The sequence below is a fragment of the Paraburkholderia kirstenboschensis genome, assembly GCF_904848585.1.
Classification (GTDB): Bacteria; Pseudomonadota; Gammaproteobacteria; order Burkholderiales; family Burkholderiaceae; genus Paraburkholderia; species Paraburkholderia kirstenboschensis.
Window position 1 is genome coordinate 312,077 of sequence record NZ_CAJHCR010000002.1, and the last position, 24,850, is coordinate 336,926.

The 24,850-nt window shown below is 62.6% G+C and carries 26 protein-coding genes; 8 read left to right on the forward strand and 18 right to left on the reverse strand.

Going from position 1 to position 24,850, the window contains the following annotated elements; all coding sequences use genetic code 11:
- Positions 1 to 19: 19 nt before the first annotated feature.
- Positions 20 to 1,417: an 8-oxoguanine deaminase gene (locus JMY24_RS08035; RefSeq protein WP_201701774.1), complete on the reverse strand. Its 1,398-nt coding sequence runs from the start codon at positions 1,415 to 1,417 to the stop codon at positions 20 to 22.
- A 107-nt stretch (positions 1,418 to 1,524) separates the two neighbouring features.
- Positions 1,525 to 1,686: a hypothetical protein gene (locus JMY24_RS08040; protein ID WP_164853520.1), complete on the reverse strand. Its 162-nt coding sequence runs from the start codon at positions 1,684 to 1,686 to the stop codon at positions 1,525 to 1,527.
- 274 nt (positions 1,687 to 1,960) lie between these two features.
- Between JMY24_RS08040 and uraH the strand changes: the two genes are divergently transcribed.
- Positions 1,961 to 2,314 (forward strand): hydroxyisourate hydrolase, encoded by a 354-nt coding sequence (uraH, locus tag JMY24_RS08045; protein WP_020070174.1) that lies wholly within the window; start codon positions 1,961 to 1,963, stop codon positions 2,312 to 2,314.
- A 194-nt stretch (positions 2,315 to 2,508) separates the two neighbouring features.
- The gene (locus tag JMY24_RS08050) at positions 2,509 to 3,702 is read left to right on the forward strand and encodes a urate hydroxylase PuuD (RefSeq protein ID WP_128595248.1); all 1,194 of its coding nucleotides are present in this window, start codon (positions 2,509 to 2,511) and stop codon (positions 3,700 to 3,702) included.
- 363 nt (positions 3,703 to 4,065) lie between these two features.
- Here JMY24_RS08050 and JMY24_RS08055 read toward each other — a convergent pair whose 3' ends face one another.
- From JMY24_RS08055 to JMY24_RS08110, 12 genes are all read right to left on the reverse strand, one after another.
- Positions 4,066 to 4,578, reverse strand: a complete 513-nt coding sequence (locus tag JMY24_RS08055) for an ureidoglycolate lyase (RefSeq protein WP_128595249.1) — start codon at positions 4,576 to 4,578, stop codon at positions 4,066 to 4,068.
- Positions 4,575 to 5,588 carry an allantoicase gene (gene alc, locus JMY24_RS08060; protein WP_128595250.1) on the reverse strand — a complete coding sequence of 338 codons (1,014 nt, stop codon included), beginning with the start codon at positions 5,586 to 5,588 and terminating at the stop codon, positions 4,575 to 4,577. The genes JMY24_RS08055 and alc overlap by 4 nt, the downstream gene beginning before the upstream one ends.
- Positions 5,589 to 5,683: 95 nt before the next feature.
- Positions 5,684 to 6,205 (reverse strand): 2-oxo-4-hydroxy-4-carboxy-5-ureidoimidazoline decarboxylase, encoded by a 522-nt coding sequence (uraD, locus tag JMY24_RS08065; protein ID WP_128587002.1) that lies wholly within the window; start codon positions 6,203 to 6,205, stop codon positions 5,684 to 5,686.
- On the reverse strand, positions 6,202 to 7,152 hold the full coding sequence (puuE, locus tag JMY24_RS08070) for an allantoinase PuuE (protein ID WP_128595251.1): 951 nt from the start codon (positions 7,150 to 7,152) through the stop codon (positions 6,202 to 6,204). The genes uraD and puuE overlap by 4 nt, the downstream gene beginning before the upstream one ends.
- Before the next feature lie 193 nt (positions 7,153 to 7,345).
- Entirely contained in the window at positions 7,346 to 8,173 is an 828-nt protein-coding gene (locus tag JMY24_RS08075) for an aspartate/glutamate racemase family protein (protein WP_201701776.1), read from the reverse strand.
- A 103-nt stretch (positions 8,174 to 8,276) separates the two neighbouring features.
- Positions 8,277 to 9,758 carry an NCS1 family nucleobase:cation symporter-1 gene (locus JMY24_RS08080; protein WP_201701778.1) on the reverse strand — a complete coding sequence of 494 codons (1,482 nt, stop codon included), beginning with the start codon at positions 9,756 to 9,758 and terminating at the stop codon, positions 8,277 to 8,279.
- Positions 9,759 to 10,114: 356 nt separating this feature from the next.
- A complete protein-coding gene (locus tag JMY24_RS08085) occupies positions 10,115 to 10,867 on the reverse strand; it encodes a GntR family transcriptional regulator (RefSeq protein ID WP_128595252.1) in 753 nt (250 codons plus the stop codon).
- Between the two features lie 22 nt (positions 10,868 to 10,889).
- Positions 10,890 to 11,093, reverse strand: coding sequence for a hypothetical protein (locus JMY24_RS08090; protein ID WP_128595253.1), 204 nt, complete (start codon positions 11,091 to 11,093; stop codon positions 10,890 to 10,892).
- Between the two features lie 84 nt (positions 11,094 to 11,177).
- Complete coding sequence (ldcA, locus tag JMY24_RS08095) at positions 11,178 to 12,104, reverse strand: muramoyltetrapeptide carboxypeptidase (RefSeq protein ID WP_128595254.1); 927 nt, start codon at positions 12,102 to 12,104, stop codon at positions 11,178 to 11,180.
- 49 nt (positions 12,105 to 12,153) lie between these two features.
- Positions 12,154 to 12,828 carry a tRNA adenosine(34) deaminase TadA gene (gene tadA / locus JMY24_RS08100; protein ID WP_201701780.1) on the reverse strand — a complete coding sequence of 225 codons (675 nt, stop codon included), beginning with the start codon at positions 12,826 to 12,828 and terminating at the stop codon, positions 12,154 to 12,156.
- 71 nt (positions 12,829 to 12,899) lie between these two features.
- Positions 12,900 to 13,346, reverse strand: a complete 447-nt coding sequence (locus JMY24_RS08105) for a DnaJ family domain-containing protein (protein ID WP_201701782.1) — start codon at positions 13,344 to 13,346, stop codon at positions 12,900 to 12,902.
- A gap of 614 nt (positions 13,347 to 13,960) precedes the next feature.
- Positions 13,961 to 14,566, reverse strand: a complete 606-nt coding sequence (locus JMY24_RS08110) for a 2'-5' RNA ligase family protein (protein ID WP_201701784.1) — start codon at positions 14,564 to 14,566, stop codon at positions 13,961 to 13,963.
- A 210-nt stretch (positions 14,567 to 14,776) separates the two neighbouring features.
- On the opposite strand from JMY24_RS08110, the gene JMY24_RS08115 reads away from it, so the two are divergent.
- The 3 genes from JMY24_RS08115 (at position 14,777) to chrA (ending at position 19,034) form a co-directional block, all read left to right on the forward strand.
- Positions 14,777 to 16,000: a putative DNA modification/repair radical SAM protein gene (locus JMY24_RS08115; protein WP_128595256.1), complete on the forward strand. Its 1,224-nt coding sequence runs from the start codon at positions 14,777 to 14,779 to the stop codon at positions 15,998 to 16,000.
- Between the two features lie 6 nt (positions 16,001 to 16,006).
- Entirely contained in the window at positions 16,007 to 17,482 is a 1,476-nt protein-coding gene (locus JMY24_RS08120) for a UdgX family uracil-DNA binding protein (protein WP_128595257.1), read from the forward strand.
- 223 nt (positions 17,483 to 17,705) lie between these two features.
- The gene (gene chrA, locus JMY24_RS08125; protein WP_128595258.1) at positions 17,706 to 19,034 is read left to right on the forward strand and encodes a chromate efflux transporter; all 1,329 of its coding nucleotides are present in this window, start codon (positions 17,706 to 17,708) and stop codon (positions 19,032 to 19,034) included.
- A 46-nt stretch (positions 19,035 to 19,080) separates the two neighbouring features.
- Here the strand turns inward: chrA and JMY24_RS08130 are convergent, their stop codons facing one another.
- On the reverse strand, positions 19,081 to 19,941 hold the full coding sequence (locus tag JMY24_RS08130) for a class I SAM-dependent methyltransferase (RefSeq protein ID WP_128595259.1): 861 nt from the start codon (positions 19,939 to 19,941) through the stop codon (positions 19,081 to 19,083).
- A 250-nt stretch (positions 19,942 to 20,191) separates the two neighbouring features.
- Between JMY24_RS08130 and JMY24_RS08135 the strand changes: the two genes are divergently transcribed.
- The 3 genes from JMY24_RS08135 to JMY24_RS08145 all read left to right on the forward strand — a co-directional run bounded on the left by JMY24_RS08135 (position 20,192) and on the right by JMY24_RS08145 (position 22,502).
- Positions 20,192 to 20,686 (forward strand): low affinity iron permease family protein, encoded by a 495-nt coding sequence (locus JMY24_RS08135; protein WP_128595260.1) that lies wholly within the window; start codon positions 20,192 to 20,194, stop codon positions 20,684 to 20,686.
- Between the two features lie 232 nt (positions 20,687 to 20,918).
- Positions 20,919 to 21,653, forward strand: coding sequence for an ABC transporter substrate-binding protein (locus JMY24_RS08140; RefSeq protein ID WP_128595261.1), 735 nt, complete (start codon positions 20,919 to 20,921; stop codon positions 21,651 to 21,653).
- Between the two features lie 6 nt (positions 21,654 to 21,659).
- The gene (locus JMY24_RS08145; protein ID WP_128595262.1) at positions 21,660 to 22,502 is read left to right on the forward strand and encodes a DMT family transporter; all 843 of its coding nucleotides are present in this window, start codon (positions 21,660 to 21,662) and stop codon (positions 22,500 to 22,502) included.
- A gap of 157 nt (positions 22,503 to 22,659) precedes the next feature.
- On the opposite strand, the gene JMY24_RS08150 is transcribed toward JMY24_RS08145, so the two are convergent.
- Genes JMY24_RS08150 through JMY24_RS08160 form a run of 3 tightly spaced genes read right to left on the reverse strand, consistent with a single transcriptional unit; the run spans position 22,660 to position 24,720 of the window.
- Entirely contained in the window at positions 22,660 to 23,274 is a 615-nt protein-coding gene (locus JMY24_RS08150) for a hypothetical protein (protein ID WP_128585952.1), read from the reverse strand.
- A 58-nt stretch (positions 23,275 to 23,332) separates the two neighbouring features.
- On the reverse strand, positions 23,333 to 24,124 hold the full coding sequence (locus tag JMY24_RS08155) for a molybdopterin-dependent oxidoreductase (RefSeq protein WP_128595263.1): 792 nt from the start codon (positions 24,122 to 24,124) through the stop codon (positions 23,333 to 23,335).
- A 2-nt stretch (positions 24,125 to 24,126) separates the two neighbouring features.
- Positions 24,127 to 24,720, reverse strand: coding sequence for a cytochrome b/b6 domain-containing protein (locus tag JMY24_RS08160; protein WP_128595264.1), 594 nt, complete (start codon positions 24,718 to 24,720; stop codon positions 24,127 to 24,129).
- Between the last annotated feature and the right edge of the window lie 130 nt (positions 24,721 to 24,850).

The window sequence follows — 24,850 nt, forward strand, 5'->3', positions numbered from 1 at the left end:
CGTATCGCTGCGCTCCATATCACGCCGCCGCTTCGTAAAGCATCTTTGCCAACCGGTTATGCCGCTCGATCACAGGACCAAGTTCGAGCGTCGCCAACTGTCCGTCCCTCACCACGACCTTGCCTCCGATCACGCTATGGCTTACCTGCGACGGCGCGCAAAACACCAGCGCCGCGACCGGGTCGTGCAACGCGCCGGCAAAGAGCGGCTGACGCAGATCGAACGACACGAAGTCCGCCGCCATGCCTGGCGCAAGCGCGCCGATGTCGTCGCGATTGAGCACCTTCGCGCCGCCGAGCGTGGCGATCTCCAATGCTTCGCGGGCCGTCATCGCGTCCGGACCAAAGCCGACCCGCTGCAATAGCAATGCCTGACGCACTTCGGCGACCATCTGCGCGCCGTCGTTCGACGCCGAGCCGTCCACCCCCAAACCCACCGGCACACCCGCAAGCCGCATCCGCTTGACAGGCGCGATGCCTGATGCGAGCCGCATGTTCGAGCACGGACAATGCGCGACACCCGTGCCGGTACGCGCAAACAGTTCGATGCCCGCGTCGTCGAGTTGCACGCAGTGCGCATGCCACACATCGCGCCCGACCCAGCCGAGGTCTTCCGCATACTGTGCGGGCGTCATGCCGAACTTCTCCCGGCTGTACGCGATGTCGTTCGTGTTTTCGGCAAGGTGCGTATGCAGAGACACGCCGTATTGCCGCGCCATCGCCGCCGACTCGCGCATCAGATCGCGGCTCACTGAAAACGGCGAGCATGGCGCGACGACCACGCGCAGCATCGCGTAACGCCCTTCGTCGTGATAAGTCTCGATGAGGCGTTGCGTGTCCTTCAGAATGTCCGCTTCACGCTCGACCACCGAATCGGGCGGCAAGCCGCCGTCTTTCTGTCCCACGCTCATACTGCCGCGCGCCGCATGAAAACGCATGCCGATGCGGCGCGCCGCGGCGATGCTGTCGTCGAGCCGGCTGCCGTTCGGATAGATATACAGATGGTCGCTCGACGTCGTGCAACCGGACAGCAACAACTCGGCCATTGCCGTCAACGTGGAGACTTCGATCATCTCCGGTGTGAGATTCGCCCACACTTTGTAGAGGCTCGTGAGCCAGCCGAACAACTCGGCGTTCTGCGCCGCCGGGATCGCGCGCGTCAGGCTTTGATACATGTGGTGATGCGTGTTCACGAGTCCCGGAATCACCAGATGCCCGCGCATGTCCAGCACCTCGTCGGCGCTTTGCGGCAACTCCGCTGTCGGCCCTACCGCGACGATGCGGTTGTCCTCGATATAGAGACCGCCGTCGCGCAGTTCGCGCCGGGCGCCGTCCATCGTGACGAGCACGTCTGCGTGCTTGACCAGCATTGTTCTGTTCGGCTTGCTCGTTTGTTGTGCCGCGTGTTCCATCGTCATCCGTTTCTCCGCCTGATTGCTTCCGTGCAAAGTCGTCCGAACGCGATGTGGCGGCGCTTGAGCCGCGTGGCCGCGCCGCCGCGTCCCGTCGAACGCCGTTGGCCCGGTTACCCAGCGTATTGCGCCGTCTTCGGGACGTGTGCCGCGCTGAAAGCCCCTAAGGCTTGCCGTTGCTGCGGCGCACAGGCGTAACCTTCGACGGTCAAAATAACGCTGGCAACTCGCGCCGTTGCGATAACCATCTTCAGGCTGCCGATATAGTGGGTCATTTTTGACGCCGGTACGATCCAACGGAAATGCCATGCGCTGTAACGGCCGCCCCACTTTGTTCTCTGCGCCTTTCAGCAGAGTCCGTCATGCGCCAGCTATTATCTTTCTTATCGCGCCCGCGCTGGACGGAACAACTTTCTACAATGGCTGCAACGGCGCTCGCTTCAATTCGCCGACGGGTATGTAGCCACTGACGTGGAGCCTCGATCCGCCGCAAACGTATCTGGATCGGGCTGCCGCCGAAACCTCGCAAACACACAAGGAAAATTGCGAATGGGAAAGCTCACTACCCATGTGCTCGACACCGCGAACGGCCGCCCCGGCGCGGGCATCAAGGTCGAACTCTTCGCGCTCACGGGCGACACGCGCCGCGCGCTGAAAACCACCATCACCAATGACGACGGCCGCTGCGACGAACCGTTGCTTCAAGGCGACGCGCTCGTTGCAGGTGAATACGAACTGGTGTTCGCCGCGGGCGACTACTTCGCGTCGATCGGTACGAAGGTGCCGGAACCGCGTTTCGTGGATCGCGTCGTGTTGCGCTTCGGCGTCGCCGACGCCGCTGCGCACTATCACGTGCCGTTGCTCGTGTCGCCGTGGTCGTACAGCACGTACCGCGGCAGTTGACAGATTTTCGCCGAACCGCGCTCTCTAAAGACCCTAACGACCCTAACAACAACGACGTCGTGCGAACTGAGCGCACCGCGTCTTTCACCCCGCAGTGCGCGTGGTGACGCTCTGCCCCGCACCGATCCCTTGGTCGGGTGCAAAAGGCGCCGAACGTCGCCGCGTGTACAACGAATCAGAAGTGGAGGAGTTTCATGGAAGGCTTTATCACCGACTGGTTGAATCTTGCGATTCGCTGGTTCCACGTCATCGCCGCGATTGCATGGATCGGCGAGTCGTTCTATTTCGTCGCACTCGACAACAGCCTGAAGCCGCCGCACGACCCGAACCAGCGCAAGCGCGGCGTGTTCGGCGAACTGTGGCACGTACACGGCGGCGGCTTCTACAACATGCAGAAGTACACCGTCGCGCCGCCTGAAATGCCCGACGATCTGCACTGGTCGAAGTGGCCGTCATACACCACGTGGCTCTCGGGCTTCGGTCTCTTCACCGTGCTGTATCTGTTTTCGCCGACCACGTATCTGATCGACAGGAATGTGCTCGATATGGGCCCGGTGGTTGCCGTCGCGTCGGCGCTAGGCTTTCTGGCTGCTGGCTGGATCGTGTACGACTCGTTGTGCCGCATTCTCGGCAACAAGGACAAGGTACTCGGCATCTGCGTCGGCGTGTACGTGCTGATCGCGGCCTGGCTCGCATGCCACATCTTTGCGGGGCGCGCGGCGTATCTGATCATGGGCGCGATGCTGGCGACGATCATGTCGGCCAACGTGTTCTTCGTGATCATCCCCGGCCAGCGCAAGATGGTCGACGCGATGCTCAAGGGCGATACGCCGAACCCGATCTACGGCAAGCGTGGCAAACAGCGCTCGGTGCACAACACTTATTTCACGTTGCCGGTGGTGTTCGCGATGCTGTCGAACCACTACGCGATGACCTACACGCATCCGTACAACTGGGCCGTGCTGGTCGTCATCATGCTGGCCGGCGCGCTGATCCGTCAGTTCTTCGTGATGCGTCATCGCGGCCAGGTGCTGTGGTATCTGCCGCTCGCCGGTATCGCGCTGATGTTCGGCGCCCTCTTCTGGACCATGCCGAAGCCGGTGGTGCCGCAGGCGCAAGCAGCCAATGCGCCCACGGTGAAAGTGGCCGACATCGTGCCGGTGCTGCAACAGCGCTGCGTGGCATGCCACTCCGCGCATCCGACGATGATGGGCAGTGCCCCCGCCGGCGTGCTGCTCGATACGCCGGATGAAATCTCGCAGAACGCACAGCGGATCTATCAGCAAGCAGTGACGCTCAAGGCAATGCCGCTTGGCAACGTGACCCACATGACCGACGACGAGCGGATGAAGATCGCCGCCTGGTTCCAGGGTGGCGCGGCGAAATAATCGACCTCTGGCCTCTGCCGGGCCAGGCGTGGTCGAGCGTCACGAAGCGGGCTTTTCGCGCAAGCGGAAAGCCCGTTTTTTATTCGCTGCTTTCTATCTCTTTGCTGGTTGCCGTTCGCCGGGATTATGTCGGTGTGGGTAACAGCCTTGTCCGCAACGCTGAGTATGCGACGGGCAGTGCGGTAGGAACACGTCGCGAATTGCGGCCTTGCACTCGTCCCGCGCGCAGCATGGACCTACATGTGGGATGCGCTACACCAGGATGAGCAAGCACGCGCGCTCGCTTTGCAAAAGCAAAAAGCCCACGGCATTGCTGCCGTGGGCTTTTAAACATTGACGGGTCGTAACGCTGAAGCACGAACCTTAAACTATCACCGCGCTCAACGCATCTTCCGTCAGCCAAAGCGACTCCGTCAGATCCTGCTCGTTCAGATTAAGGCCCTCCCCGCCGCGATCCACGACAATAAAGTCGCTCACGTCGCCCAACGCAATCAGCGGATGGTGCCACACGCCCTTCGCGTAGTTGACGCCCTGCCAGCCGCTCGTCACGAAGGCGCGGATTTGCGATTCGTCGAGCTCGCCTGCCGGCGCGACCACCACCAGATACGGCTTGTCATTCAGCGGGACGAACGCCTGACTGCCGAGCGGATGGCGTTCGAGCATCTTCACCTCGAATGGCAGCACGCGCGGCTGCCCGCGAAACAGATTCACGAGCGCGCGGCCGTTCTCGTCGGTCACGTCCACTTTTGCCAGATCGTGATAGCGGATCGTCGTGCCGAGGTTGATCGGAATCTGCTTCGCGCCTTCGAGTTCGATCACGTCGCCGAAGGCGGCGAACGCTTCTTTCGTCAGCGGTTCGATTGCAAGCGTCTTCATGATGCGAGCGTGCCCCACAGACGCAAACGCGACACGCCGCCGTCCGGAATAATGTTAAAGCGCACGTGCGTGACCGGCCCGAGCGCGGCGATCTCGCTTTCGAAGTAATGCTGTTTGTCCATTTGCAGCTTCTGCTCGCCGAGCAGCACAGGCCAGAACATCGCTTGCGTGATCAGCGAACTGTCAGTGCCGCCCGTCACATACGCGGCCTGAATCGAGCAGCGGTCCGGATAGTTGCCCTTGAAGTGCGCGGTGTCGACTTCGATCTTCGAAATCACGCCCGGTTGTGCAAGCGCGACGATCGCCCAGTCGTTGCCGGGTTCGCGGCGGCGCCGCGTTTCCCAGCCGTCGCCCATGTTCACGCCACGGCCCGGCATCAGAATGGTCGACGCAGCGCCGAAGTGCTGATTATTCGCCGCGACCAGGTACGCACCGTTTTCCATCGCGGCTAGGTCGAACTGTTCCGTGCGGCTCGCGCCGGCCCAGTCGACTTGCGGCTGACCATACACGCGCAGACGCGCGATGCCGCCGTCCGGGTAGATGTTCACGCGCAAGTGCGTGTACGCGTTTGCGTCGCCAACTTCGAGGTAGTGGTGGCTGTTGCCCTGCAACGTGGTGGACGGAACGATCTCCGTCCACTGCGTCGACTGGTTCGGCACGCCGTCCACCACGCGCGCCGCTTCCACCGACGCCGCCGGCGGAAAGTTACCCGTGAAATGGCTTGTGTCGAGGTCGAGCCCCTTGATTACGCCCGGGCGCGCCAGCTTGACGATGCACCAGTCGTAGCCGCTCACACGTTTGCGGCGCGTTTCCCAGCCGTCCATCCACTTGCCGTGTTCGTCGTACTTGCCCGGAATGAAGACGGCCGGCTCCGGGTTCAGCATGCGCTCCTTCGGGGCGAAGAAGTCGTCGCTGGCCTCGAGCGCCTGCGCGCCCAGGCGCGGGTCCGCCAGGTTCACGTAGCGGCGCGTGAAGTCGGGTGCGTTGGGGTCGAGAATCGGGAGTGCCATCTTTATCTTCCTTGATGTTTGCTAATGCCAGAAATTTTCCGGTGAAGCCGCAGCGTAAAGCCGAAGCTGGAAGCGCGGCGACGATCATCCGTTCATCACGCGCCGATCAGGTCTTCCAGCCGGAAACGTGCGATACGGTAGATCTGATCGAGGCTCGCGCGTAGCTCGTCGGCGCGGCTGTTGTTCACGCGCGCCTCGAAGTTCGCGATGATGCCGTGACGGTCATAGCCGCGCACCGCGAGAATGAACGGAAAGCCGAACTTCTCGCGATACGCCGCATTCAGCGCAAGCAGCTTGTCGAACTCTTCCTGCGTGCACTGCGCGAGACCGGCGCCGCTCTGCTCGCGCGTCGATTCCGCCGTGAGTTCGCCGCGCACCGCTGCCTTGCCGGCCAGCTCCGGGTGCGCATTGATCAACGCAAGCTGCTTGTCTTCGCCCGCCGTCTCGACGATGTTCGACATCTTGCGATGCAACTCGTCAATGCTCGCAAATGGCCGCTCACGCGCCGCGATTTCCGCGACCCAGGGCGAGTGCTCGAAGATGCCCGACAGAGCCGCGACGAACGCGTCGGTCGAAATGGTGTTGAGTTGGTCCAGTGTGTATTGCATCGCCTTCATGCCGCAGCCCCGCGGTTATTTTGCTGGTAGGGATGATGTTCGCGCCAGTGCCGCGCGATATCGACGCGCCGCGTCACCCACACGCGATCGTGCTGTTCGATATGGTCGAGAAAGCGCTGCAGCGCGCGAAAACGCCCGGGGCGTCCTAGCAGCCGGCAGTGCATGCCGATCGACAGCATCTTCGGCGCTTCGTCGCCTTCTTCGTAAAGCACGTCGAATGCGTCGCGCAGATACGTGAAAAAGTGGTCTGCCGTGTTGAAGCCCTGCGGGCTCGCGAAGCGCATGTCGTTCGTGTCGAGCGTGTACGGCACGATCAGTTGCGGCACTGTTGCGCCGCCTGTCACTTGCACATCCATCCAGAACGGCAAGTCATCGCCGTAGTAATCGGAGTCGTACAGAAAGCCGCCATATTCGGCGACCAGCCGATGCGTGTTGGGACTGTCGCGGCCGGTGTACCAGCCAAGCGGCCGCTCGCCCGTGACACGTTCGATGGCTTGCATGCCGAGCCGCATATGCTCGGCTTCCTTTTCCGGCGATACGTCCTGATAGTGAATCCAGCGATAGCCGTGACACGCAATCTCATGACCCAGTTCGACGAACGCGCGCGCGAGTTCGGGATGCCGTTCGATCGCCATGCCGACGCCGAAAACCGTAAGCGGTAGCCCACGCTTTTCGAATTCACGCAGGATGCGCCATACGCCTGCACGCGAGCCATATTCGTAGATCGATTCCATGCTCATGTGACGCGCCGGATACGCCGCTGCGCCGACAATCTCCGACAAGAACTGCTCCGAGCCAGGGTCGCCGTGCAGCACGCAATTCTCACCGCCCTCTTCGTAATTAAGGACGAATTGCACTGCGACGCGCGCTCGCCCTGGCCAGTTCGCCTGCACCGGGTGGCGGCCGTAGCCGATCAGATCGCGTGGATAGTTGGGGTCGAGTGGCATGGTTTGACGAATGCGTGGTGACGATACGTTGTGCTCGCAAGGTGCGTTGCGAAGGCTGCTGAAGGCCGTGCCTCGTGTAACAGCGGCAATAGCCGTGACAGCGTCGAAATGCACGTCGGGCAGCCCGCGCCGAGTTGGACCAGTGTAGCGAAAACGCCCGGGTGCGCCCATACACCCGGGCAGATAGTGCGTGTCAGACTGAATGTATGTGCGGCTCGGATTCGCTGGTGTTTACCCGCAGCGAATCCGCATTGACGACACGCGGCGGCACGGGATTCGGATCCGTCGCGCTGGGACTGAACGATTCGAGCGCGCCGTCATAGCGCTTTGGCAAGGGCCGCGCATAGTCGCCGCGCTTGGCCGTCGAAAGACGCAGGGAGACCAGGGCCTCGGTCCATTTGACGGCTGCCGTCACGCCTTCGATCACCGGCGCGCCGAGCGCGTCCTCGATCTCCGCGCACAGTTCGGCCATGCCTGCGCAACCGAGCACGATCGCGTCGGAGCCGTCCTCGTCAAGCGCGCGCCGGCACTCGTCGAGAATGACGCGGCGCGCCGCCGAGCCGGGCTTGTCGAGATCGAGCACCGCGACGTCGGTCGCCCGCACGTTGCGGCAGAAACGCCGCATGCCGTAGCGCTCGGCGAGATGCCACGCCATCCCGCAGGTGCGGGCGAGCGTCGTGACTACCGAGAAGCCGGGCGCGAGCACGCTCGCCGCGTGCATGGCCGCCTCCGCGATGCCGATCACCGGTCCGCGCGCGAGCTCACGCGCAGCGTACAAGCCCGGGTCGCCGAAACAGGCGATCACATAGCCGTCGCAGTGCTCGCGCTCGCCCGCCATCACTTCGGCGAGCAGACCCGGCGTGGCAAGGGCTTCGTCGTAGTAACCTTCGATGGACGGCGGACCCATAGCCGGACTGACCGCAATCACCTCGGTACCCGGCGCGGCCACTTCGCGCGCGCAGCGGCCCATTGCGTCGGTCATGCGCTGGGTCGTGTTCGGGTTGATCAGTTTGATGCGCATCTCGTCTCCTTTTCGACTGCAATGACGGCGGCGCTGTCACCGTCGGCCACCACCTGTCAATGCTGTCACAGCTGCTGTCACAGCATTACCCGCGCCTCGATGCTCAGCGCGCGAGGACGCGATAGAACAGTGCCCCAAGGCCCGCGCCAATGAACCACGAAAAATTCGCCATACCGTCGAGCGACGGCACCATCACGCACAACACGGCGATGATCGCGGCCGGCAGCAGCGCGGCAACCGCCCGATAGTTGACGCCGTTGCGATACCAGTACGATCCCGTCGGCGCAACGGTGTACAGATCGTCGAGCACGATTTTCTGACGCTTCACGAGGTAGTAATCGACGATCAGGATTCCGTACAAAGGTCCGATGAAGCTGCCGAGCACGTCAAGCGTGTAGTGAATCACTGCCGGGTTGTTGAACAGATTCCACGGCGTGATGAAGATAGAAGCGACCGCCGCGAGCATGCCGCCCGCACGCCAGCTGATGAGCCTCGGCGCCACGTTCGAGAAGTCGAAAGCCGGCGACACGAAATTCGCGACGATATTGATGCCGATGGTCGCAATCGTAAAAGTCAGCGCGCCGAGAATCACGGCCGTCGGATAGTCGATGCGGCCCACCGTTTCCACCGGGTCCGTAATCAGTTGGCCGAACACCGGCAGCGTCGCGGCGGTCGTGATCACCGTCACGAGCGAAAACGCCAGGAAGTTGACCGGCAGTCCCCAGAAGTTGCCGCGCTGCACGCTGCGAAAGCTCTTTCCGTAGCGCGAGAAATCGCCGAAGTTGAGCATCGGCCCCGAGAAGTACGACACCACCAGCGAGGTTGCCGTGATCATCACCGGCAATACCTGCATGCCGTGATATTTGACGCCGCCCAGGTTGATGCCGATGTTGCGCCAGCCGGCCCGATACACCATGTAGCCCGCGAGAATGAACATCACCACATAAACCGCCGGGCCCGCGAAGTCGATGAACTTCTTGATCGTCTCCATGCCATGCCAGAAGACCAGAGCCTGCAACACCCACAGCAACATGAAGCCGGACCAGCCGAGCGTCGACAGGCCCATGAAGCCATGGCGATGCACGTCCGCATACGGCAGCAACTGCGGGACAAACTTGAGCACGACGATCACCAGCGCGCTGGAGGCCAGGTACGTTTGAATGCCATACCACGCGACCGCGATCAAACCGCGAATCACCGCGGGAACATTTGCACCGAGCACGCCGAAGGTCGCACGGCACGCAACCGGATACGGCACGCCGTTGGCCTGGCTCGGCTTCGCAATCATGTTGCACAGCACGTTGACGATTCCGATGCCCACCAGCAGCGCAATCAGCACTTGCCAGCTGGTCAACCCGAGCGCGAAGAGACTGCCGGCGAACACATAGCCGCCGACGCTGTGCACGTCCGACATCCAGAACGCGAAGATGTTGTAGGCGCCCCAGGTCTGGTGACGCAACGGCGCAAGGTCCTTGTTGTATAAGCGCTCGCTGTAACCGGCCGGCATGGATACATCGCCGGATGCGTCACCGTCTGCATAAGGGGGGATTGCGGAACTGCCGGGCGCTGCGCTGAACTGAGCCATGATTCCTCCTTGTGATGGGGACCGTCGATTGCGAATCGAAGGGCATTGCATTGGCCATGCCAGTTGCGGCTCTGGCGCCTTGCTCGCGCTTCGCGTCGTTCGGGACGAACGAGGCTCGAGCCGCCGCCATGGCCACGCCGCGGTTGTCTCCGTACTGAAGTACTTGTGGTTATCGCATTGCCGGCTTTCCGCGGATGTCCGGCAATGCGTTACTGCATTCGAGGCCCGTCGCCCAGGCGACGAACGTGCGCGCGCAAGCCGGCAGCGCCCGCGCAGGGCCGCCTTGCAACGCTCGATCAATCCGGTTCAGTTCAGTGCGGCGCGCACCAGCAACGGGCGCACGCCGGCCGCTTGCCTCAGCTTGGCGCGGACTTGGCTTTGGGTGATTCTTTGGGTGTCGCCTTGCCGGCGCTGTTAAGCGCGCCGAATACCTCTTGCAGATCGGCTGCGCCACGCGCGGGCCGTTCCAGCATTTTCAACTCGACGCTTTGCAAATGGCGCGACATGAGCGCCGCCGCCTCTTTTGCATCGCCGGCGTCGAGCGCGGCGAGGATCGCTTCGTGATCTTCGAACGAACACGGGCTTCGCCCCAGTGACTCGTACAACGCTGAAATCAGCGTGGAGCGCGCCACGAGTCCGTTCAGGCAATCGCACAGCACCGTGTTGCCCGTTAGCTGAGCCAGTTCAGTGTGAAACTCGCCGGACAGACGAATCCACGACGAAAAGTCGCGTGTCTCGAACGCCTTGCGTTCGCGGCCGATCATGCTGCCGATGCTTTTCAACCGCCGCATGCCATGCCCGCCGCAGATCTTTTCGACGACGGCCAACTCGATGATGCGGCGCATCTCGAACACCTCATGCACCTCCTGAAGCGACGGGCTGGCGACAAACGCGCCGCGGTTCGGCTCGAGATCCACCAGATGATCGGTCGCCAGTTGCGCCAGCGCTTGCCGGATCGGACCACGTTTCACGCCGAACACTTCGCACAACTGCGCTTCGGTCAGCTTCGCGCCCGGCGCCAGCCGATGCTCGAGAATCGCGGCGCGAATGCGCTCGGCAATTGCTTCGGGTCTCGAACTATTTGCGTTGGCTGATTCGGTGTCGGACATGATATGTGTCTCGGTATGCAGGTCATAATAGGATGGACATAAAGATTGTCAACAATTTTTGTTTGGATAATCGACAATCTTTGCGATGCGGCGTGCGTGACGACGGGCTGCCTGGCTGAAAGCCCCGCCGGTGCTGATAAAAACTGGATTCGATATGATGATTGGCGTCGCCGGCGCGGCGCATTTTGTCGACAAAATAGTCGAGCGCGGTGGCTTTGCGCTCCACTGAAAAGCCGCACTTGCCGGCCGTGAGTTGCGCAAAGGACCGGCGAAAAGGCGGTTTGACCCGCGCCGCTTTATTAGCGGCCGTTCAGCGCAGGCAGGGATAATTCGACAAGGTCAGCCTGAAGCCGTTCGCATCTGCAATGAGGTGCGCGTCGGCGCCCACAGGCAGCGTCAGCATGTCCGGCACGTGGCCGAACTGCAAGCCGGTGACGATCGGAATGCCGATCACCGACCGCATCTGGTCGATCATTGCTTCCAGGTCATAGCCGTTGTCGTAGTCGTACGGCTTGCCGCCCGAAAAATCGCCGAGCACGAGCGCCTGCTGCTCGCCGAGAATGCCGGACAGGTGCAGTTGATAAAGCATCCGCTCGATGCGAAACGGTTGCTCGTTGACGTCCTCGACAAACAGCACCCCGCCTTGCACCGACGGCATATAAGGCGTGCCGACGAGCGACGTGAGCACCGCCAGATTGCCGCCCCAGAAGGTGCCCGAGACATCCACCGCGTGCGCTTGCGGCATGTTCCTCGTGATGGTCAGCGTCGGCTTCGTCAGCGCGGACCAGAAGTGCTGCATGGTGAAGTCGCTGACATGTTCCGCGCCGAAATCACTTATCAACATCGGGCCGCCGAACGTTTTCAAGTTGGCGCGCGCGAGCAGCGCAAGCTGAATTGCCGTGAAGTCGCTGTGGCCCACTAGCGCGACCGGTTCGCCGGTGAGACGACGTTGCAACCCATCGTAATCGAGGCCGTGCAGTATGCGCGCTGCGCCGTACCCGCCGCGCACGGCCAGGACGATGTCCGGCAACGCACGGGAAGCATCGGCGAGCCGATTCAAATCCGCCGCGCGCTCGCCGTCTGTCCCGCCGAAGCGCTGATAACGGCGCCGCGTCGCGTCCACTCCTTCCACGCGATGCCCTTGTGCGCGCAGGCGCTGTAACGCGCGATTGAGCACGTCAGCGTCATGCGGATAGCCGGAAGGGGCAATCAGGTTGAAGGTACGGTGGACGCTCATCGACAGGACCTGGTCATAGTGTTCGGCGCGGTTTGGGGAGCGTTGCGGTTCAGGGCGTGTCGGACGGGTCTTTTTCCGCGCCGATGGCCGCATGCGCCGCACGTGCCGCCGCGCGCGCTTCGCGGCTCGCGCGCCGCCGCTCGGCAAAGAACGACTTCAACGCAGCGCCGCATTCGCTTTCGAGCACGCCGCCGGTAACTGCGGTGTGATGATTCAACTGCGGGTTTGCAAATGCATCGACGACGCTGCCGCACGCGCCCGTTTTCGGATCGCGAGCGCCGAACACCACACGGGCAATCCGGGCGTGCATGATGGCGCCCGCGCACATCAGGCAAGGCTCGAGCGTCACATAGAGTTCGCAGCCCGGCAAGCGATAGTTCTGCGCGATCTGTGCCGCGGCACGCAACGCGACCATTTCCGCGTGCGCCGAGGGGTCATGCGCGCCGATCGGATGGTTGAAACCTTTCGCGATCACTTCGTCGCCACGCACGAGCACTGCACCGACGGGCACTTCACCAGCCGCGCGGGCTTCTTCGGCGGCAGCTTGCGCGAGGGCCATGAACCGGCGGTCGCGGTCGGAGACGGTGGCGTTCGCGGTGGTTGGGAGCGGCGTGGTTGAGTTCGACGTGACTGAGTTCGGCGTGGTCTCGGCAGCGACACCCGGCTCGCTGACTGCGAAGTCACCGACGATGGTGCCAACACCACCGACAGTAACAGGCGGCATATCCGGCTCCTTATCTGCCTCGATCCAGTCCAGGCTCGAGCCCAACACGTCGCGACCAACGACGGGCTCGCTCACTGCTGCCCCGCGCCGACGACATTCGCGGCGGACGTCGCCGCGACGGAGCCTTCCAACCCGGACATATCGTTGTTGGAAGCTCGCTCGGACAATCGCTCTGCAATCCGACGGCAATATTCACGCGGCAGCACCAGCGGGCCTCCGCGCAACGATTCGAGCGCCATGTGGAGCGCCAGCATGCGAGCCTGAAGGCGGCACCGCGCAGCCTGATCGCTCACGGCATTCAGCTCGGCCTGTAAGTCACGCAACGCACGCAACTGTTCCATTGCGGGGGGCACGAAGCCCGCATTTTTCAGGATCCGGTTGGCGACGCGCACTTCTTCCGGGACCAGAGCATCATCGTCCAGGCTGAGCGGCGCGCCTGCGCCCGGCAAATCGTCGAATTCGCCACGTGCGGCGGCGGCGGCAATACGCTGTTCGACTAACGCATCAAGCAATCTCATCTGCAATCCACTACGTTGCGGCCCAAGCATTCTATCAGGGAGCGCACACGGGTTCCTTCCGCCCGATTCACCCGCCCCGCCGGCTTTTCGGATTTTGCGTATTGGGGCTCGCACGAATGCAAGCTAGGCTTCAACACTTTTTGCGCGGCACGCTCGCGGCGTGCTTCGCCTGCCTGCTTTGCGGCATGCTTCGCTCGCCTACGTGGCTCTCCTACTTCGCTTCCCTGTTTCCTGCTTTTTTGCCACCGATCATGCAATTGCAAATGACGCACTCACGCCTTAACGACGTTGCGAGAAACACTGCCACAAACACTGCGCCGCAGCCCGCAGCCCTTGTCCCCGAGCGACGCGCCCGGCTTGACAGGCGCTCACTCACTACCGCCTTGCGCGCCGCATGCGTAGCCGCAGCGATATCCGCCCTGCTTTCCGGCTGCGCGGTTTTCTGCGGCGGAGTCGGCGGAAGCGGTGGTGGCTTCGCCAGCGTTTGCGCTACCGGTATGCGATTCTAGGCGCACGCCGAACCAGCCCCCGAATCACAACCTCCAAATTACAACTCGTTTCACGCCCTCCTTCACGTCCCTCTTCACGCCCATCGAATCGTCGCGCCGTTGCCACTAGGGCGCGGCACCTTCGAGCGGCCAGCGCGCGAGCACAATATGCCGGGTACGCCCCAACAAACTGTGTATCAACGCGAAACCGCGCACATTCCAGCAGACCGGCTCCACCGGACGCGCGGCGGCCCAGGGCAACCCGTAAGCCAACGTGACATGCGGCGTATAAGCCACTGCCGCGGAACCCGCGCGGCTTTCGATGCCACTGTTGTGCAGCGCGTCTGCCAATGCATCATGAAGCCGATGCAGACCCAGCACGCCCTCACTCCCTGTCAACACTAACGGGCCCGGCCGCGGTTTCGAAGCGAAGCTCTCCGCCGTATCGAATTGGACGCTAAAGGGCGCCATGCGAACCGCGGCAGCCGCTTGCATTGCCGCCTCCACGTGCGCCTGCGGCAGCCCCCCCGCGAAAATGCCGAGATGACGCAGCGTGACGTGCAAACGCCCGACGGCGAGCGGCTTACTGCGGACGCGCGCCTCCCCGCAAAGCTGTTGCGCGAGCTTTGAAATGCTGGCCGCCGTATTCGCGTCCGGGAAGACAGCGAAAAACAGGCCGTCTGTTGGCGTGGGCGGCGCCTCGAGCCCGGGCAACCACAGTTGTTCAGGCATCTTGCTCCTGCGTGCTGAAATCCGGCATCTACACGAATCCCCCCTCACATCGACCAAGCTAGCGAAAGCCAGCGGAAATCCAGCAACGAACAAGCAACCGACAGCGCGCCAGCAAGCGCCTAAACCGCACCGCCGACCCTGCTAAAAAACGCTTGCGCTTCCCTATCGCCTACGTACAATACTGTACATCCATACAGTATCGGCGGCAACGTGGAACTGCAGAAAAAGCTCGAAGTACTGGCTGATGCGGCCAAATACGACGCATCGTGCGCCAGTAGCGGCGCACCTAAGCGCGCCTCGCGCGGCACGGAAGGTTTGGGCGCCAGCACCGGCGCGGGTATCTGCCATAGCTTCACGCCAGACGGGCGCTGCGTGTCGCTGCTGAAAATCCTGCTCACCAATTTCTGTTTGTACGACTGTCAGTACTGCGTCAACCGGCGCTCGAGCAATGTGCCACGGGCGCGCTTCACGCCTGAAGAGGTCGTGGACCTCACGCTGGACTTTTATCGGCGTAACTATATTGACGGGCTGTTTCTGAGTTCAGGCATCATCCGGTCGTCGAATTACACCATGGAGCAACTGGTGCGCGTGGCGCAGTCGTTGCGCGAAGATCACCAGTTCCGCGGCTACCTTCATCTGAAAACTATCCCCGACGCCGACCCCGAACTGATCGCCAAAGCCGGCCGTTACGCCGACCGTCTGAGTGTGAACATCGAACTGCCGACCGAAGGCAGTCTCGCGCGCCTTGCACCGGAGAAGGACGTGCGCACCATCAAGCTCGCCATGGGGTCGATCCGGCTTGCGCAGGAGGAGGCGCTTGGCGACGCAAAAGCGCCCCGGTTCACGCCTGCCGGCCAAAGCACGCAAATGATCGTCGGCGCGGATCAGACGAACGACAGCACCATCCTGCAGACAGCGGAAACGCTGTACGGGTCGTACAAGCTGAAACGCGTGTATTACTCGGCATTCAGCCCGATCCCTGACAGTCCTTCGGCCGTACCGGGCGAGGCGCCGCCGTTGCTGCGCGAACACCGGCTGTACCAGGCGGATTTTCTGTTGCGCGGCTATGGTTTCAACGTCGCAGAACTGTTCGAACAGCCGGGCAATCTGTCGCTCGACATGGACCCGAAACTCGCATGGGCGCTCGCGCATCGCGAACAGTTTCCGGTCGACCTGAACCGTGCGCCGCTTCGCATGATCGCGCGGGTGCCGGGCATCGGCATGCACAATGCAAAGCGGCTGGTCGAATTGCGGCGCTCGCGGCGGGTGCGCTATGAAGACCTGGTGCGCCTGCGGTGTCCGCTGGAAAAGATCAAGCCGTTCGTCGTTACCCAGGACTATCGCGCCGCCAAGCACGACGCGTCGTCGGCTCATCTGCAGCGAATCCTGACGCCGCCGCCAATGCAAACGCAAATGCAAATGCAGTTGTGGTGACGTGTCGTGCTTCGTTGCATCGAGATCGAAAACCATTTTGCCGCGTGGCGTGCAGCAGCTCTCTTTGCGCTGGCTCAAGGCCTCGCGCCCGAGTCAATCGAGTGGCGCATTAAAGAAGGCGCCGATCATGGTTCGCAGTCCGGACAAACGGCACTCGATTACGGTGAGACGTCCGGCAACGCGGCGCTTGGGTCGGACGCCCCGACAGTCCACGTCTCGAAAGAACTGTCGGCGCTGCTGCATGATGCGGCGCTCTATCGGGAGCCGGACCGGTGGGCATTCCTGTACAAAGTGCTGTGGCGCTGGCAGTGCGGCGATCGCTCGGCGGCGTCGCCAGCCGACGTCGACGGCGCACGGCTCTATCGGATGGCTAAAGCCGTGCGGCGTGCGAAGCACGACATGATTGCGTACGTGCGCTTTCGTAAGCAGAAGCCGGACGCTCAAACGCCCGAGTACATAGCGTGGTACGAACCCGAACACGATGTTCTCGCGTGGGCCGCGGAACATTTCGCGCAACGCATGGGGCGCTCGTCGTGGATGATCGCGACGCCTCACGGCGCCGCATTCTGGAACGGCGAGCAATTGCATATTGAAGCGCGCCGTGCTCTGCGCCACGAACATCGCTGCGACACTGAAGACGAAGCCGAGGCGCTGTGGCTCGCGTACTACCGCAGCACATTCAATCCTGCGCGTCTGAACGAAGCTGCGCTCGAACAGCACATGCCGGTGCGGTTCTGGAAAGGGCTGCCGGAAGGCCATCTGATTCCCGCCATGATCAGCGAAGCAAAGAGCGGCGCGCGGCGCGTCGCGCAGGCGAGCGGAGTCGCGGCGCTCGGCGGCAAGTCCATTGCTGTTGAAGCCGAGTTCGCGCAGCCCGCCCGCGATCAGCCATCGTCGCTGGACGCCTGCCGGCGCTGCGACCTGTGGCGCAATGCGACGCAAGCCGTCGGCAGTTCGGGACCTCGCGACGCGCGCATCATGCTTATCGGTGAGCAGCCCGGCGATCAGGAGGATCTGAGCGGCGAACCTTTCATTGGGCCGGCGGGACAGTTGCTGGACCTCGCGATCGCCCGAGCCGGCCTATCGCGCGAGCAGCTTTATTTGACGAACGCGGTAAAGCATTTCAAGTGGGAACCTCGCGGTAAGCGCAGGCTGCACAAAACCGCCGCGCAGCGCGAAGTGGAAGCATGTTCGTATTGGCTCGAGCAGGAGTTGCAAACGGTTCGGCCGTCGGTCGTCGTCGCGCTGGGCGCAACGGCGCTCAATGCGTTGCTGCGTGAAAAGGCAAGCTTGCGCGACTATATCGGTAAGCCGTTCGAACTCGAAGGCGGTTGGGGGATAGCAACGTATCACCCTTCGTTCGCCTTGCGTCAGCAGGACGACGTTGCGCGCGACAAAGTGCTGAGCGCCATCAGCGAAGCACTCGCCGAAGCGCGGAAACTGGTGGCATCGGGGCAAGGCGAACCGCGCGGAGTACCTTAACTGCTAGACTGCATCGCACGTTGCGTCATGCGGTTAAGGGGGCTTCAATGACCGCGAAGCTACAAGTCAGCAACTCGGGTCCCAAGCGGCGAATCATCACTGCTCGAGGGCCTTGAGAACGTAAAGGGCCTTGGGAACATCGGAACCCTCGCTAACCCCAAAAAGCCTTGCAGTCCTCGAAGCCCGCGCCCCAGCACCAGGCCAAAACGAACAGGACCATTCCATGAAAGACGACGTCGCCCGGGTCTCGCTCTCCACTGCGTTCTGGTACTGGCTGCGGCTCGGCTTCATGAGCTTCGGCGGTCCGGCCGGGCAGATTGCGCTGATGCACCAGGAACTCGTCGAGAGAAAGCGCTGGATCTCGGAAAAGCGCTTTCTGCATGCGTTGAACTACTGCATGGTGCTTCCCGGGCCCGAGGCGCAGCAACTGGCTACCTACATCGGCTGGCTCATGCATCGCACGTGGGGCGGCGTGATCGCGGGCGGGCTTTTCGTGCTGCCGTCGCTCTTTATTCTGATGGGCCTTTCGTGGGTCTATCTGACGTTCGGTAGCGTCCCTGCTGTAGCGGGCGTGCTGTATGGAATCAAGCCGGCCGTGACTGCGATCGTCGTGTTTGCGGCGTATCGCATCGGCTCGCGCGCGCTTAAAAACGCGTGGCTGTGGTCGATCGCCGCCGCGGCGTTTATTGCGATCTTCGCCGTCAAGGTGCCGTTCCCGTTAATCGTTCTCGTGGCAGGAGTCATCGGTTACGTCGGCGGAAAATATGCGCCGGGCACTTTCGTGATTGGCAGCAAGCACGGCGCCGCCGCCCAGCTTCACGGCCCGGCGCTGATCGACGACGACACGCCGACGCCTCGTCACGCGCTCTTTACCTGGAAGCGCTTTTTTATCGTGCTGGCAAGCTTCGTCGTCATATGGCTGGTGGCGATCGCTACGCTGGCCGCGCTTTTCGGATGGAACGGCGCGCTTACGCAAATGGCCTGGTTTTTCACGAAGGCGGCGCTGCTCACGTTCGGCGGCGCGTACGCGGTTTTGCCTTACGTCTACCAGGGCGCGGTCGAGCATCAGCATTGGCTGACAGGGCTTCAGATGATCGACGGTCTTGCGCTTGGCGAGACGACGCCTGGCCCGCTCATCATGGTGGTCGCTTTCGTCGGCTTTGTCGGTGGGTGGACCCGCGCGATCTTCGGTCCGGACGCGCTGCTGCTGTCCGCGGTCGTCGCGTCGACGGTCGTGACGTTCTTCACTTTTCTGCCTTCGTTCATGTTCATCCTGCTGGGCGGGCCGTTCATCGAGACCACGCACGGCAATTTGAAATTCACCGCGCCGCTGACTGCGATCACCGCCGCGGTGGTCGGCGTGATCGTGAATCTTGCCGTCTTCTTTGCGCTGCACGTTCTATGGCCGCAGGGCCTGCATGGAAGCTTCGACTGGCCGTCGCTCGTCATCGGGCTGGCGGCTGCAATTGCGCTCTTTCGCTTCAAAGCCGGCGTGATACCCGTGGTGCTGGTGTGCGGCGCGGCGGGGCTCGCGATCCGGCTGCTTGTATGACGCGCAAGTCGTCCGACTCTATCGCGGCGCCTGCGAGGAAACGCGCTCAGGTACTCGCTACCAGCAACTCCTCGGCATTGTTCGGCGGACGCAAGCCATCGCTTCTGTTGGCGAAGTAGCGTTGCGTGAGGTCGGTCGCAGAGACGTGCCGCGCCTGCGCGAAGCCGGCCTCGTGCGCAAGCGCCAGCATCTCTGCCGGCGTGAAGAAACTGAGAAAAGGCGTGCCGCTTTCGCGCGCGCCCTTCTCCGCCATTTTCAGTCCGGGGCGCACTTCGGGGTCCGCCATGTCCAGCGGCAGCAGGAACGTCATGGCGAGCGTCGATCCCCGGGCGAAAGCCGCGACCTGGCGCAGCGTGGCCGCGTTTGCCTCACGCGTGAGATACATGCTCACGCCCGTCGAGACCACGATTGCCGGCTTGCTGTCGTCGAAGCCCTGCGCCATGAGCCGGTCCTGCCATGCTTCGCCAGCCTCGAAGTCGACCGGCACAAAGCGCAGCCACGACGGCATGCCGAACCCGAGCTCACCCAGCCGCTGACGCTTCCACTTCTGCGGCCCCGGCTGATCGACCTCGAATACCGTAAGGCGCGAAGCAATCTCCGGCCTGCGCTGCGCGAAACTGTCGAGCCCCGCGCCAAGAATCACATACTGGCCGATCCCGAGCGCCGCCTGTTCGACCACCAGATCTTCGATGAAACGTGCGCGCGCCACGATCGACGCGCGAAACGGCCGCGTGAACTCCGGGTCCATGTCGCCGCGCTGGCGCCAGTCGTCGCCGGGAGACAGCAGTTCGAGGCCGACCGGGTCATCGAAAACATGCGGCGCGGCGTCGGCTTCCCTGTGCAGCGCCCGCCAGAGTGCGACTCGGGCCGCGGTGCTGTCGGGTGCTAGATCTCGCTGATCGTTCATGAGCGCCGGTCCTCCATGTTCGTGTTGTCTTCACATGATGCGGGAAAGCGCCCTGCCGTCGCTGCTTTCGCAAGCACGGAGCAAACACGGAGCAAACACGGAGCCAACCCGGATCAGGTAACGAAAAGAATATCACCGTGCAAACAGGCGGCGTCGGCGGCATGCGCGCGGAACACAACGGAATCAGCCCGAGCCCGGCTACGTCTCGTATGCGATCATCGTTTGAACCAGACCAACAACGGAGATCGCAATGAACAGCAAATGGTTTTCGAACTTTGCCAGCTATCTGTCGACAATGACCGGCCGGCCCGGCACTTTCGTCGTGGCTGTGTCGCTCGTTATCGTATGGGCAATCACGGGCCCGTTCTTCCACTACAGCGACACATGGCAGCTCGTGATCAACACGTCGACCACGATCGTCACGTTCCTGATGGTTTTCCTGATACAGAACACACAGAACCGCGACACGGCCGCCATGCAGATCAAGCTCGACGAACTGATCCGCGCAATCGAAGGCGCTCATAACGCGCTGCTCGATCTCGAAGAACTGGAGGAGAAAGACCTGACGCGCTTTCGCAAGCAGTATGAAAACCTCGCCAAGGAAGCGCGAACCGCACTGCGCGAAGGCGGCAGCGATACCGATTCGCCGTTCGTCGACAACCGCGAAGCCGGCGACGAACGGCGTGATGCAGACAACGGCGGTGGCGCCGGCGACAAACCGACAAAACGTGAGCGGAAAGACTAGCTCAAGACGGTTATCGTTTTACAGATATTGCAAGGATTGAGCCTCAAGCCGGCCGGCAATCGAAGGTGCCGTGCCACGTTGCCGGCCGCCTGGGCAAGTCCGCCAATTCCCTTTAAGATGGAACAGGACGGAACGCTCGACGCACTGCCGCGCATCAGCAAGATCCCCGAACCTTGAACCGATTCCTCAACCTCATACGGCCCGCGCAAGACGCGGTCATAACGGGAACACCATGACCATCGATCAAGCCGTTGTCTCGTCGTTCACGCCCGCCGGCAAAGTGCGGGCATCGATCAATCTGGGCAACCCCATTCTCGCTAACAAAGACCCGCATACCGGCGAACCGTTCGGCGTATCGGTCGACCTGGCGCGGGCGTTTGCACAGAGGCTCGGCGTCGAACTGGAACTGGTGGTGTTCGACGCAGCGGGCAAATCGGTGCAGGCCGTGAGCGAGGAGCGTGCCGATTTCGGCTTCTTTGCCGTCGATCCGCTGCGTGGCGAGACGATTGCATTTACCGCGCCGTACGTGCTGATCGAAGGCTTCTATCTGGTGCGCGACGACTCGCCTGTCCGAACGAATGAGGACGTCGATCAGCCGGAGAACCGCGTCGCGGTCGGCAAAGGCAGCGCCTATGACCTCTTCCTCACGCGCGAACTGAAGGCCGCGCAGATCGTTCGTGCGCCTACTTCGCCGACGGTCGTGCAGACGTTCCTCGAACAGGGTCTCGAAGTCGCGGCCGGCGTGAAGCAGCAACTCGAAGCCGACGCGCGCAGCACATCCGGACTGCGGCTTCTCGATGAGCGCTTCATGGTCATTCAACAGGCAATGGGCACGCCGAAAAGCCGCGGTGAAGCGGCGGCCTCCGCGTTACGCAGCTTCGTCGAGGAAATGAAGGCGTCGGGGTTCGTGGCGGAATCGCTCGCGCGCCATCGGATTGCGGGCGCATCGGTCGCGCCCGCAGCCTGATCGCGCATGCTCGGCTATACGGGCGGTCTCGTCCTCTTTGCGGCGTTGCTTCATGCAAGCTGGAACGCGCTGCTGCACGGCAATCGCGACCGCTTCCTTTCCATGACGTGGATGAGCATCGCCATCGCGGCGGTCGCCACGCTCATCATTCCATTCACGCCGTTGCCGGCGGCCGCGGCATGGCCGTATATCGTCGCATCGGGCCTCGTGCATATCGGCTATAACGCGAGCCTCGTGCGCGCCTACCGCCGCGGCGATCTGGCGCAAGCGTATCCGATCGCGCGCGGCTCGTCGCCGCTTCTGGTCACGCTCGGCGCGGCGCTGTTCGCGCATGAGGCGATCGGCCCGTTGCGCGCTGCCGGGATCGTGATGATATCCGGCGGCATCATTGCAATCGCACTCGAAGCGGGCCGCGTGTCGCGCACCGGCGTGCTGGCCGCGCTCACCACCGGCGCGACGATCGCGCTTTACACCGTGATCGACGGCATCGGCGTGCGCCTGTCGGGCGGCGAAGCGCTTGCCTACACGGCATCGATGTTCCTGTTCTACTGGCTGATGCCGGTGCTGTTCGTCGCGATGCGCGGCGTGCCCGCCCTGTGGACCCCGATACGCTCGGCGCCAATGGCGGTCGGCTCCTCGCTGCTGGGCGGCGTTGTATCGGTCGCGGCATATGGCATCGTAATCTGGGCGATGCAGTCGGGCGCGATGGGCACGGTGTCGGCATTGCGCGAGACCAGCGTGGTGTTCGCGGTGCTGATCGGGCGGGTGTTTCTCGGCGAAGCGGTGAGCGGCAAGCGCTGGCTCGCCTGCGTGGTCGTGGCGGCCGGCGCGGTTTACCTCGGACTTTGAGCCCGTACTCGCCGACCCGCCGATCCGGCGCGTGGCGTTGCGCTTGCCTGGGTGATTCGTCGGGTACTTTCCCGGACGCTACCTGTGCCGCTTGCTGGAAGGCCGGACCCGTCGGTCAGACACCCGATACGGTCGGCCCTCGGTGCATCAATGCGCGTTACATCGGCGGCGCAACGCCATCCTTTTCGACAACCACGCGTTGAGCGACATACGTTCCCTGTGACGCCGCCGTTGCCACGATGAACACCTTCTTGCCCGGCGTCAGGTCGGTGCGCGCGGCCGTCGTAAAGGTCACGATAGGTACATTCGGCGGCACCGTCACCTCGTTATTGCCGCCCTTGTACGACAGCTTCAGGTTTCGGCCGCTCGTGCCCTGAACGACTGTGTCGACGTTCGCATTGGTCATCGTGCTGTTCGGGCCGAGGTCCCAGTCATAGTGACCTTCGCCCGTGCCGCGCGCGGCTTCCGGGAATACCACCACCTCGGTTGCCGTCAGCTTGCCGTCGGTGCCGGTCGTGGCGGCAGTGCCGACGAACGAGCCCGGCTTGATGTCGGAAAGCTGCATCGACTTGACTGCCGACACGGTAACGGCGGGCTTCAGTTCGATCGACACCGTGTCGCCGCTACGGCGGTGCACCTTCAGGACGTCGCCATCCAGCGCGACGATATCGCCACGAATGCGCGACGGTTTGGCGGCGGGCGTCTGCGCAAGCGCGGCACCGGCAAAAGACAGCGCCGCAAGCGTGACGCCGAGTTTCAGGCGAATAGACATGAATGCTCCATGAGAAACGGTTGAGAGAACTGCAAAGCCCTGAACGGGCCAATGAACATCAGGAACCGCCAAACCAGTTGTAGCCCTGGTTCTCCCAGTAACCACCGGGATAGTCGTTCGTCACGCTGATTGCGACGATATGCTTTGGATTTTTGTAGCCCAGCTTGGTCGGCATGCGCAGCTTCATGGGGAAGCCGTATTTCGGCGGCAGCGGCCCGCCGTCGTAGCCAAGCGTGAGCTGCGTTTGCGGATGGAGCGCCGTCGGCATGTCGATGCTCGTCCAGTAGTTGTCCGCGCAATGCAGCGACACATACTTTGCCGTGATGTCGGCGCCCGCGCGCTTCAGGAACCCGGCAAAGCGCACGCCGTCCCAACGGCCGATCGCGCTCCACCCTTCGATGCAGATATGGCGCGTAATCTGGCTTTCCTGCGGCAACGCGCGCAACTCGTCGAGCGTCCACACGCGCTTGCCGTTCGCGAGGCCGCTCACTTCCAGCCGGTAGCTCGCGGCATCGACCTCGGGGACGTCGTCGATATCGTAGAACGCGTTGAACGGAAACGGCCGGGTGATCATCGATTCGGGATACGTCGGCGCGAGCGTGTTCGGACTGAAGAGCAATGCCTGCACGTCGTCGTTGAAGGACGACATCTTGCGCAGCATCGTATTCACGGACTTGTCGTTGGACAGATCGCAGCCCGACAGCAGCGCGATCCCGCCAAGCGTGAGAATGCGCTGGCCCAGCAGACGGCGCGCCGGATTCTTGAGTTCGCTGCGCGCATCCTTGATGATCGTCTCTGCATGAGACTGCGCAAACGCAGTGAGTTTTCCGGACTTGTTGCGAAGGGTCATGGTTAGCGTCCCCGAATCATCATGAGCAGCGAGCGCGGCACGAGCGCGACCATCGCAATGTGCACGACGAAGAATGCGACCAGCACGCTCATCGCGACGAAATGCACGACTCGTGCGTTGTCATATCCGCCCATTAACGTGCGCAGCAGCGGAAACTGCACGGACTTCCAGATCGCGAGCCCCGACAGAATGACGAGCGCGATATCGACGATCACCACGAGGTAGGCGAACTTCTGCACTGCGTTGTAGCGCGATAGGTCTTCATGCTCCAGCTTGCCGCGCAGGGCCGCCGTGAGATCTCTTGCAATCGACCTGATGCTCACCGGCAGCAGTTTGCGGCGCAGGCGCCCCGAAACGATGTTGAGCCCGACGTAGACGAGAAAATTGACGACCAGCACCCACATGACCGCGAAGTGCCATTGCAAGGCTCCGCCGAGCCAGCCGCCCAAGGTGATCGTGGAAGGAAACTGCAAGCCCGCAAAGATGGGCGATGCGTCGTAGATCTGCCAGCCGCTCATCACCATCAGCACGACGGCTAACGCGTTGACCCAGTGTGCGATGCGGACCCAGGCGGGTTGAATCGTGGTGTAACTCAAAGCGGCCTCGTGGTTGGTAGCTGCGAAGAAACGAGCGGGGTTACCGACGTAAACATCGCCGGCGGGCAGCTATTCCATTGCATGAGAAATTTATTTTTGCCGCGAAAGGTGAATCGGGTGATTGGTCATG

Bases quoted from the DNA above. Each gene is read 5' to 3' on its own strand.
- JMY24_RS08035 (WP_201701774.1), bottom strand. From the start codon at position 1,417: ATGACGATGGAACACGCGGCACAACAAACGAGCAAGCCGAACAGAACA.
- JMY24_RS08040 (WP_164853520.1), bottom strand. From the start codon at position 1,686: ATGACCCACTATATCGGCAGCCTGAAGATGGTTATCGCAACGGCGCGA.
- uraH (WP_020070174.1), top strand. From the start codon at position 1,961: ATGGGAAAGCTCACTACCCATGTGCTCGACACCGCGAACGGCCGCCCC.
- JMY24_RS08050 (WP_128595248.1), top strand. From the start codon at position 2,509: ATGGAAGGCTTTATCACCGACTGGTTGAATCTTGCGATTCGCTGGTTC.
- JMY24_RS08055 (WP_128595249.1), bottom strand. From the start codon at position 4,578: ATGAAGACGCTTGCAATCGAACCGCTGACGAAAGAAGCGTTCGCCGCC.
- alc (WP_128595250.1), bottom strand. From the start codon at position 5,588: ATGGCACTCCCGATTCTCGACCCCAACGCACCCGACTTCACGCGCCGC.
- uraD (WP_128587002.1), bottom strand. From the start codon at position 6,205: ATGAAGGCGATGCAATACACACTGGACCAACTCAACACCATTTCGACC.
- puuE (WP_128595251.1), bottom strand. From the start codon at position 7,152: ATGCCACTCGACCCCAACTATCCACGCGATCTGATCGGCTACGGCCGC.
- JMY24_RS08075 (WP_201701776.1), bottom strand. From the start codon at position 8,173: ATGCGCATCAAACTGATCAACCCGAACACGACCCAGCGCATGACCGAC.
- JMY24_RS08080 (WP_201701778.1), bottom strand. From the start codon at position 9,758: ATGGCTCAGTTCAGCGCAGCGCCCGGCAGTTCCGCAATCCCCCCTTAT.
- JMY24_RS08085 (WP_128595252.1), bottom strand. From the start codon at position 10,867: ATGTCCGACACCGAATCAGCCAACGCAAATAGTTCGAGACCCGAAGCA.
- ldcA (WP_128595254.1), bottom strand. From the start codon at position 12,104: ATGAGCGTCCACCGTACCTTCAACCTGATTGCCCCTTCCGGCTATCCG.
- tadA (WP_201701780.1), bottom strand. From the start codon at position 12,828: ATGCCGCCTGTTACTGTCGGTGGTGTTGGCACCATCGTCGGTGACTTC.
- JMY24_RS08105 (WP_201701782.1), bottom strand. From the start codon at position 13,346: ATGAGATTGCTTGATGCGTTAGTCGAACAGCGTATTGCCGCCGCCGCC.
- JMY24_RS08110 (WP_201701784.1), bottom strand. From the start codon at position 14,566: ATGCCTGAACAACTGTGGTTGCCCGGGCTCGAGGCGCCGCCCACGCCA.
- chrA (WP_128595258.1), top strand. From the start codon at position 17,706: ATGAAAGACGACGTCGCCCGGGTCTCGCTCTCCACTGCGTTCTGGTAC.
- JMY24_RS08130 (WP_128595259.1), bottom strand. From the start codon at position 19,941: ATGAACGATCAGCGAGATCTAGCACCCGACAGCACCGCGGCCCGAGTC.
- JMY24_RS08135 (WP_128595260.1), top strand. From the start codon at position 20,192: ATGAACAGCAAATGGTTTTCGAACTTTGCCAGCTATCTGTCGACAATG.
- JMY24_RS08140 (WP_128595261.1), top strand. From the start codon at position 20,919: ATGACCATCGATCAAGCCGTTGTCTCGTCGTTCACGCCCGCCGGCAAA.
- JMY24_RS08145 (WP_128595262.1), top strand. From the start codon at position 21,660: ATGCTCGGCTATACGGGCGGTCTCGTCCTCTTTGCGGCGTTGCTTCAT.
- JMY24_RS08150 (WP_128585952.1), bottom strand. From the start codon at position 23,274: ATGTCTATTCGCCTGAAACTCGGCGTCACGCTTGCGGCGCTGTCTTTT.
- JMY24_RS08155 (WP_128595263.1), bottom strand. From the start codon at position 24,124: ATGACCCTTCGCAACAAGTCCGGAAAACTCACTGCGTTTGCGCAGTCT.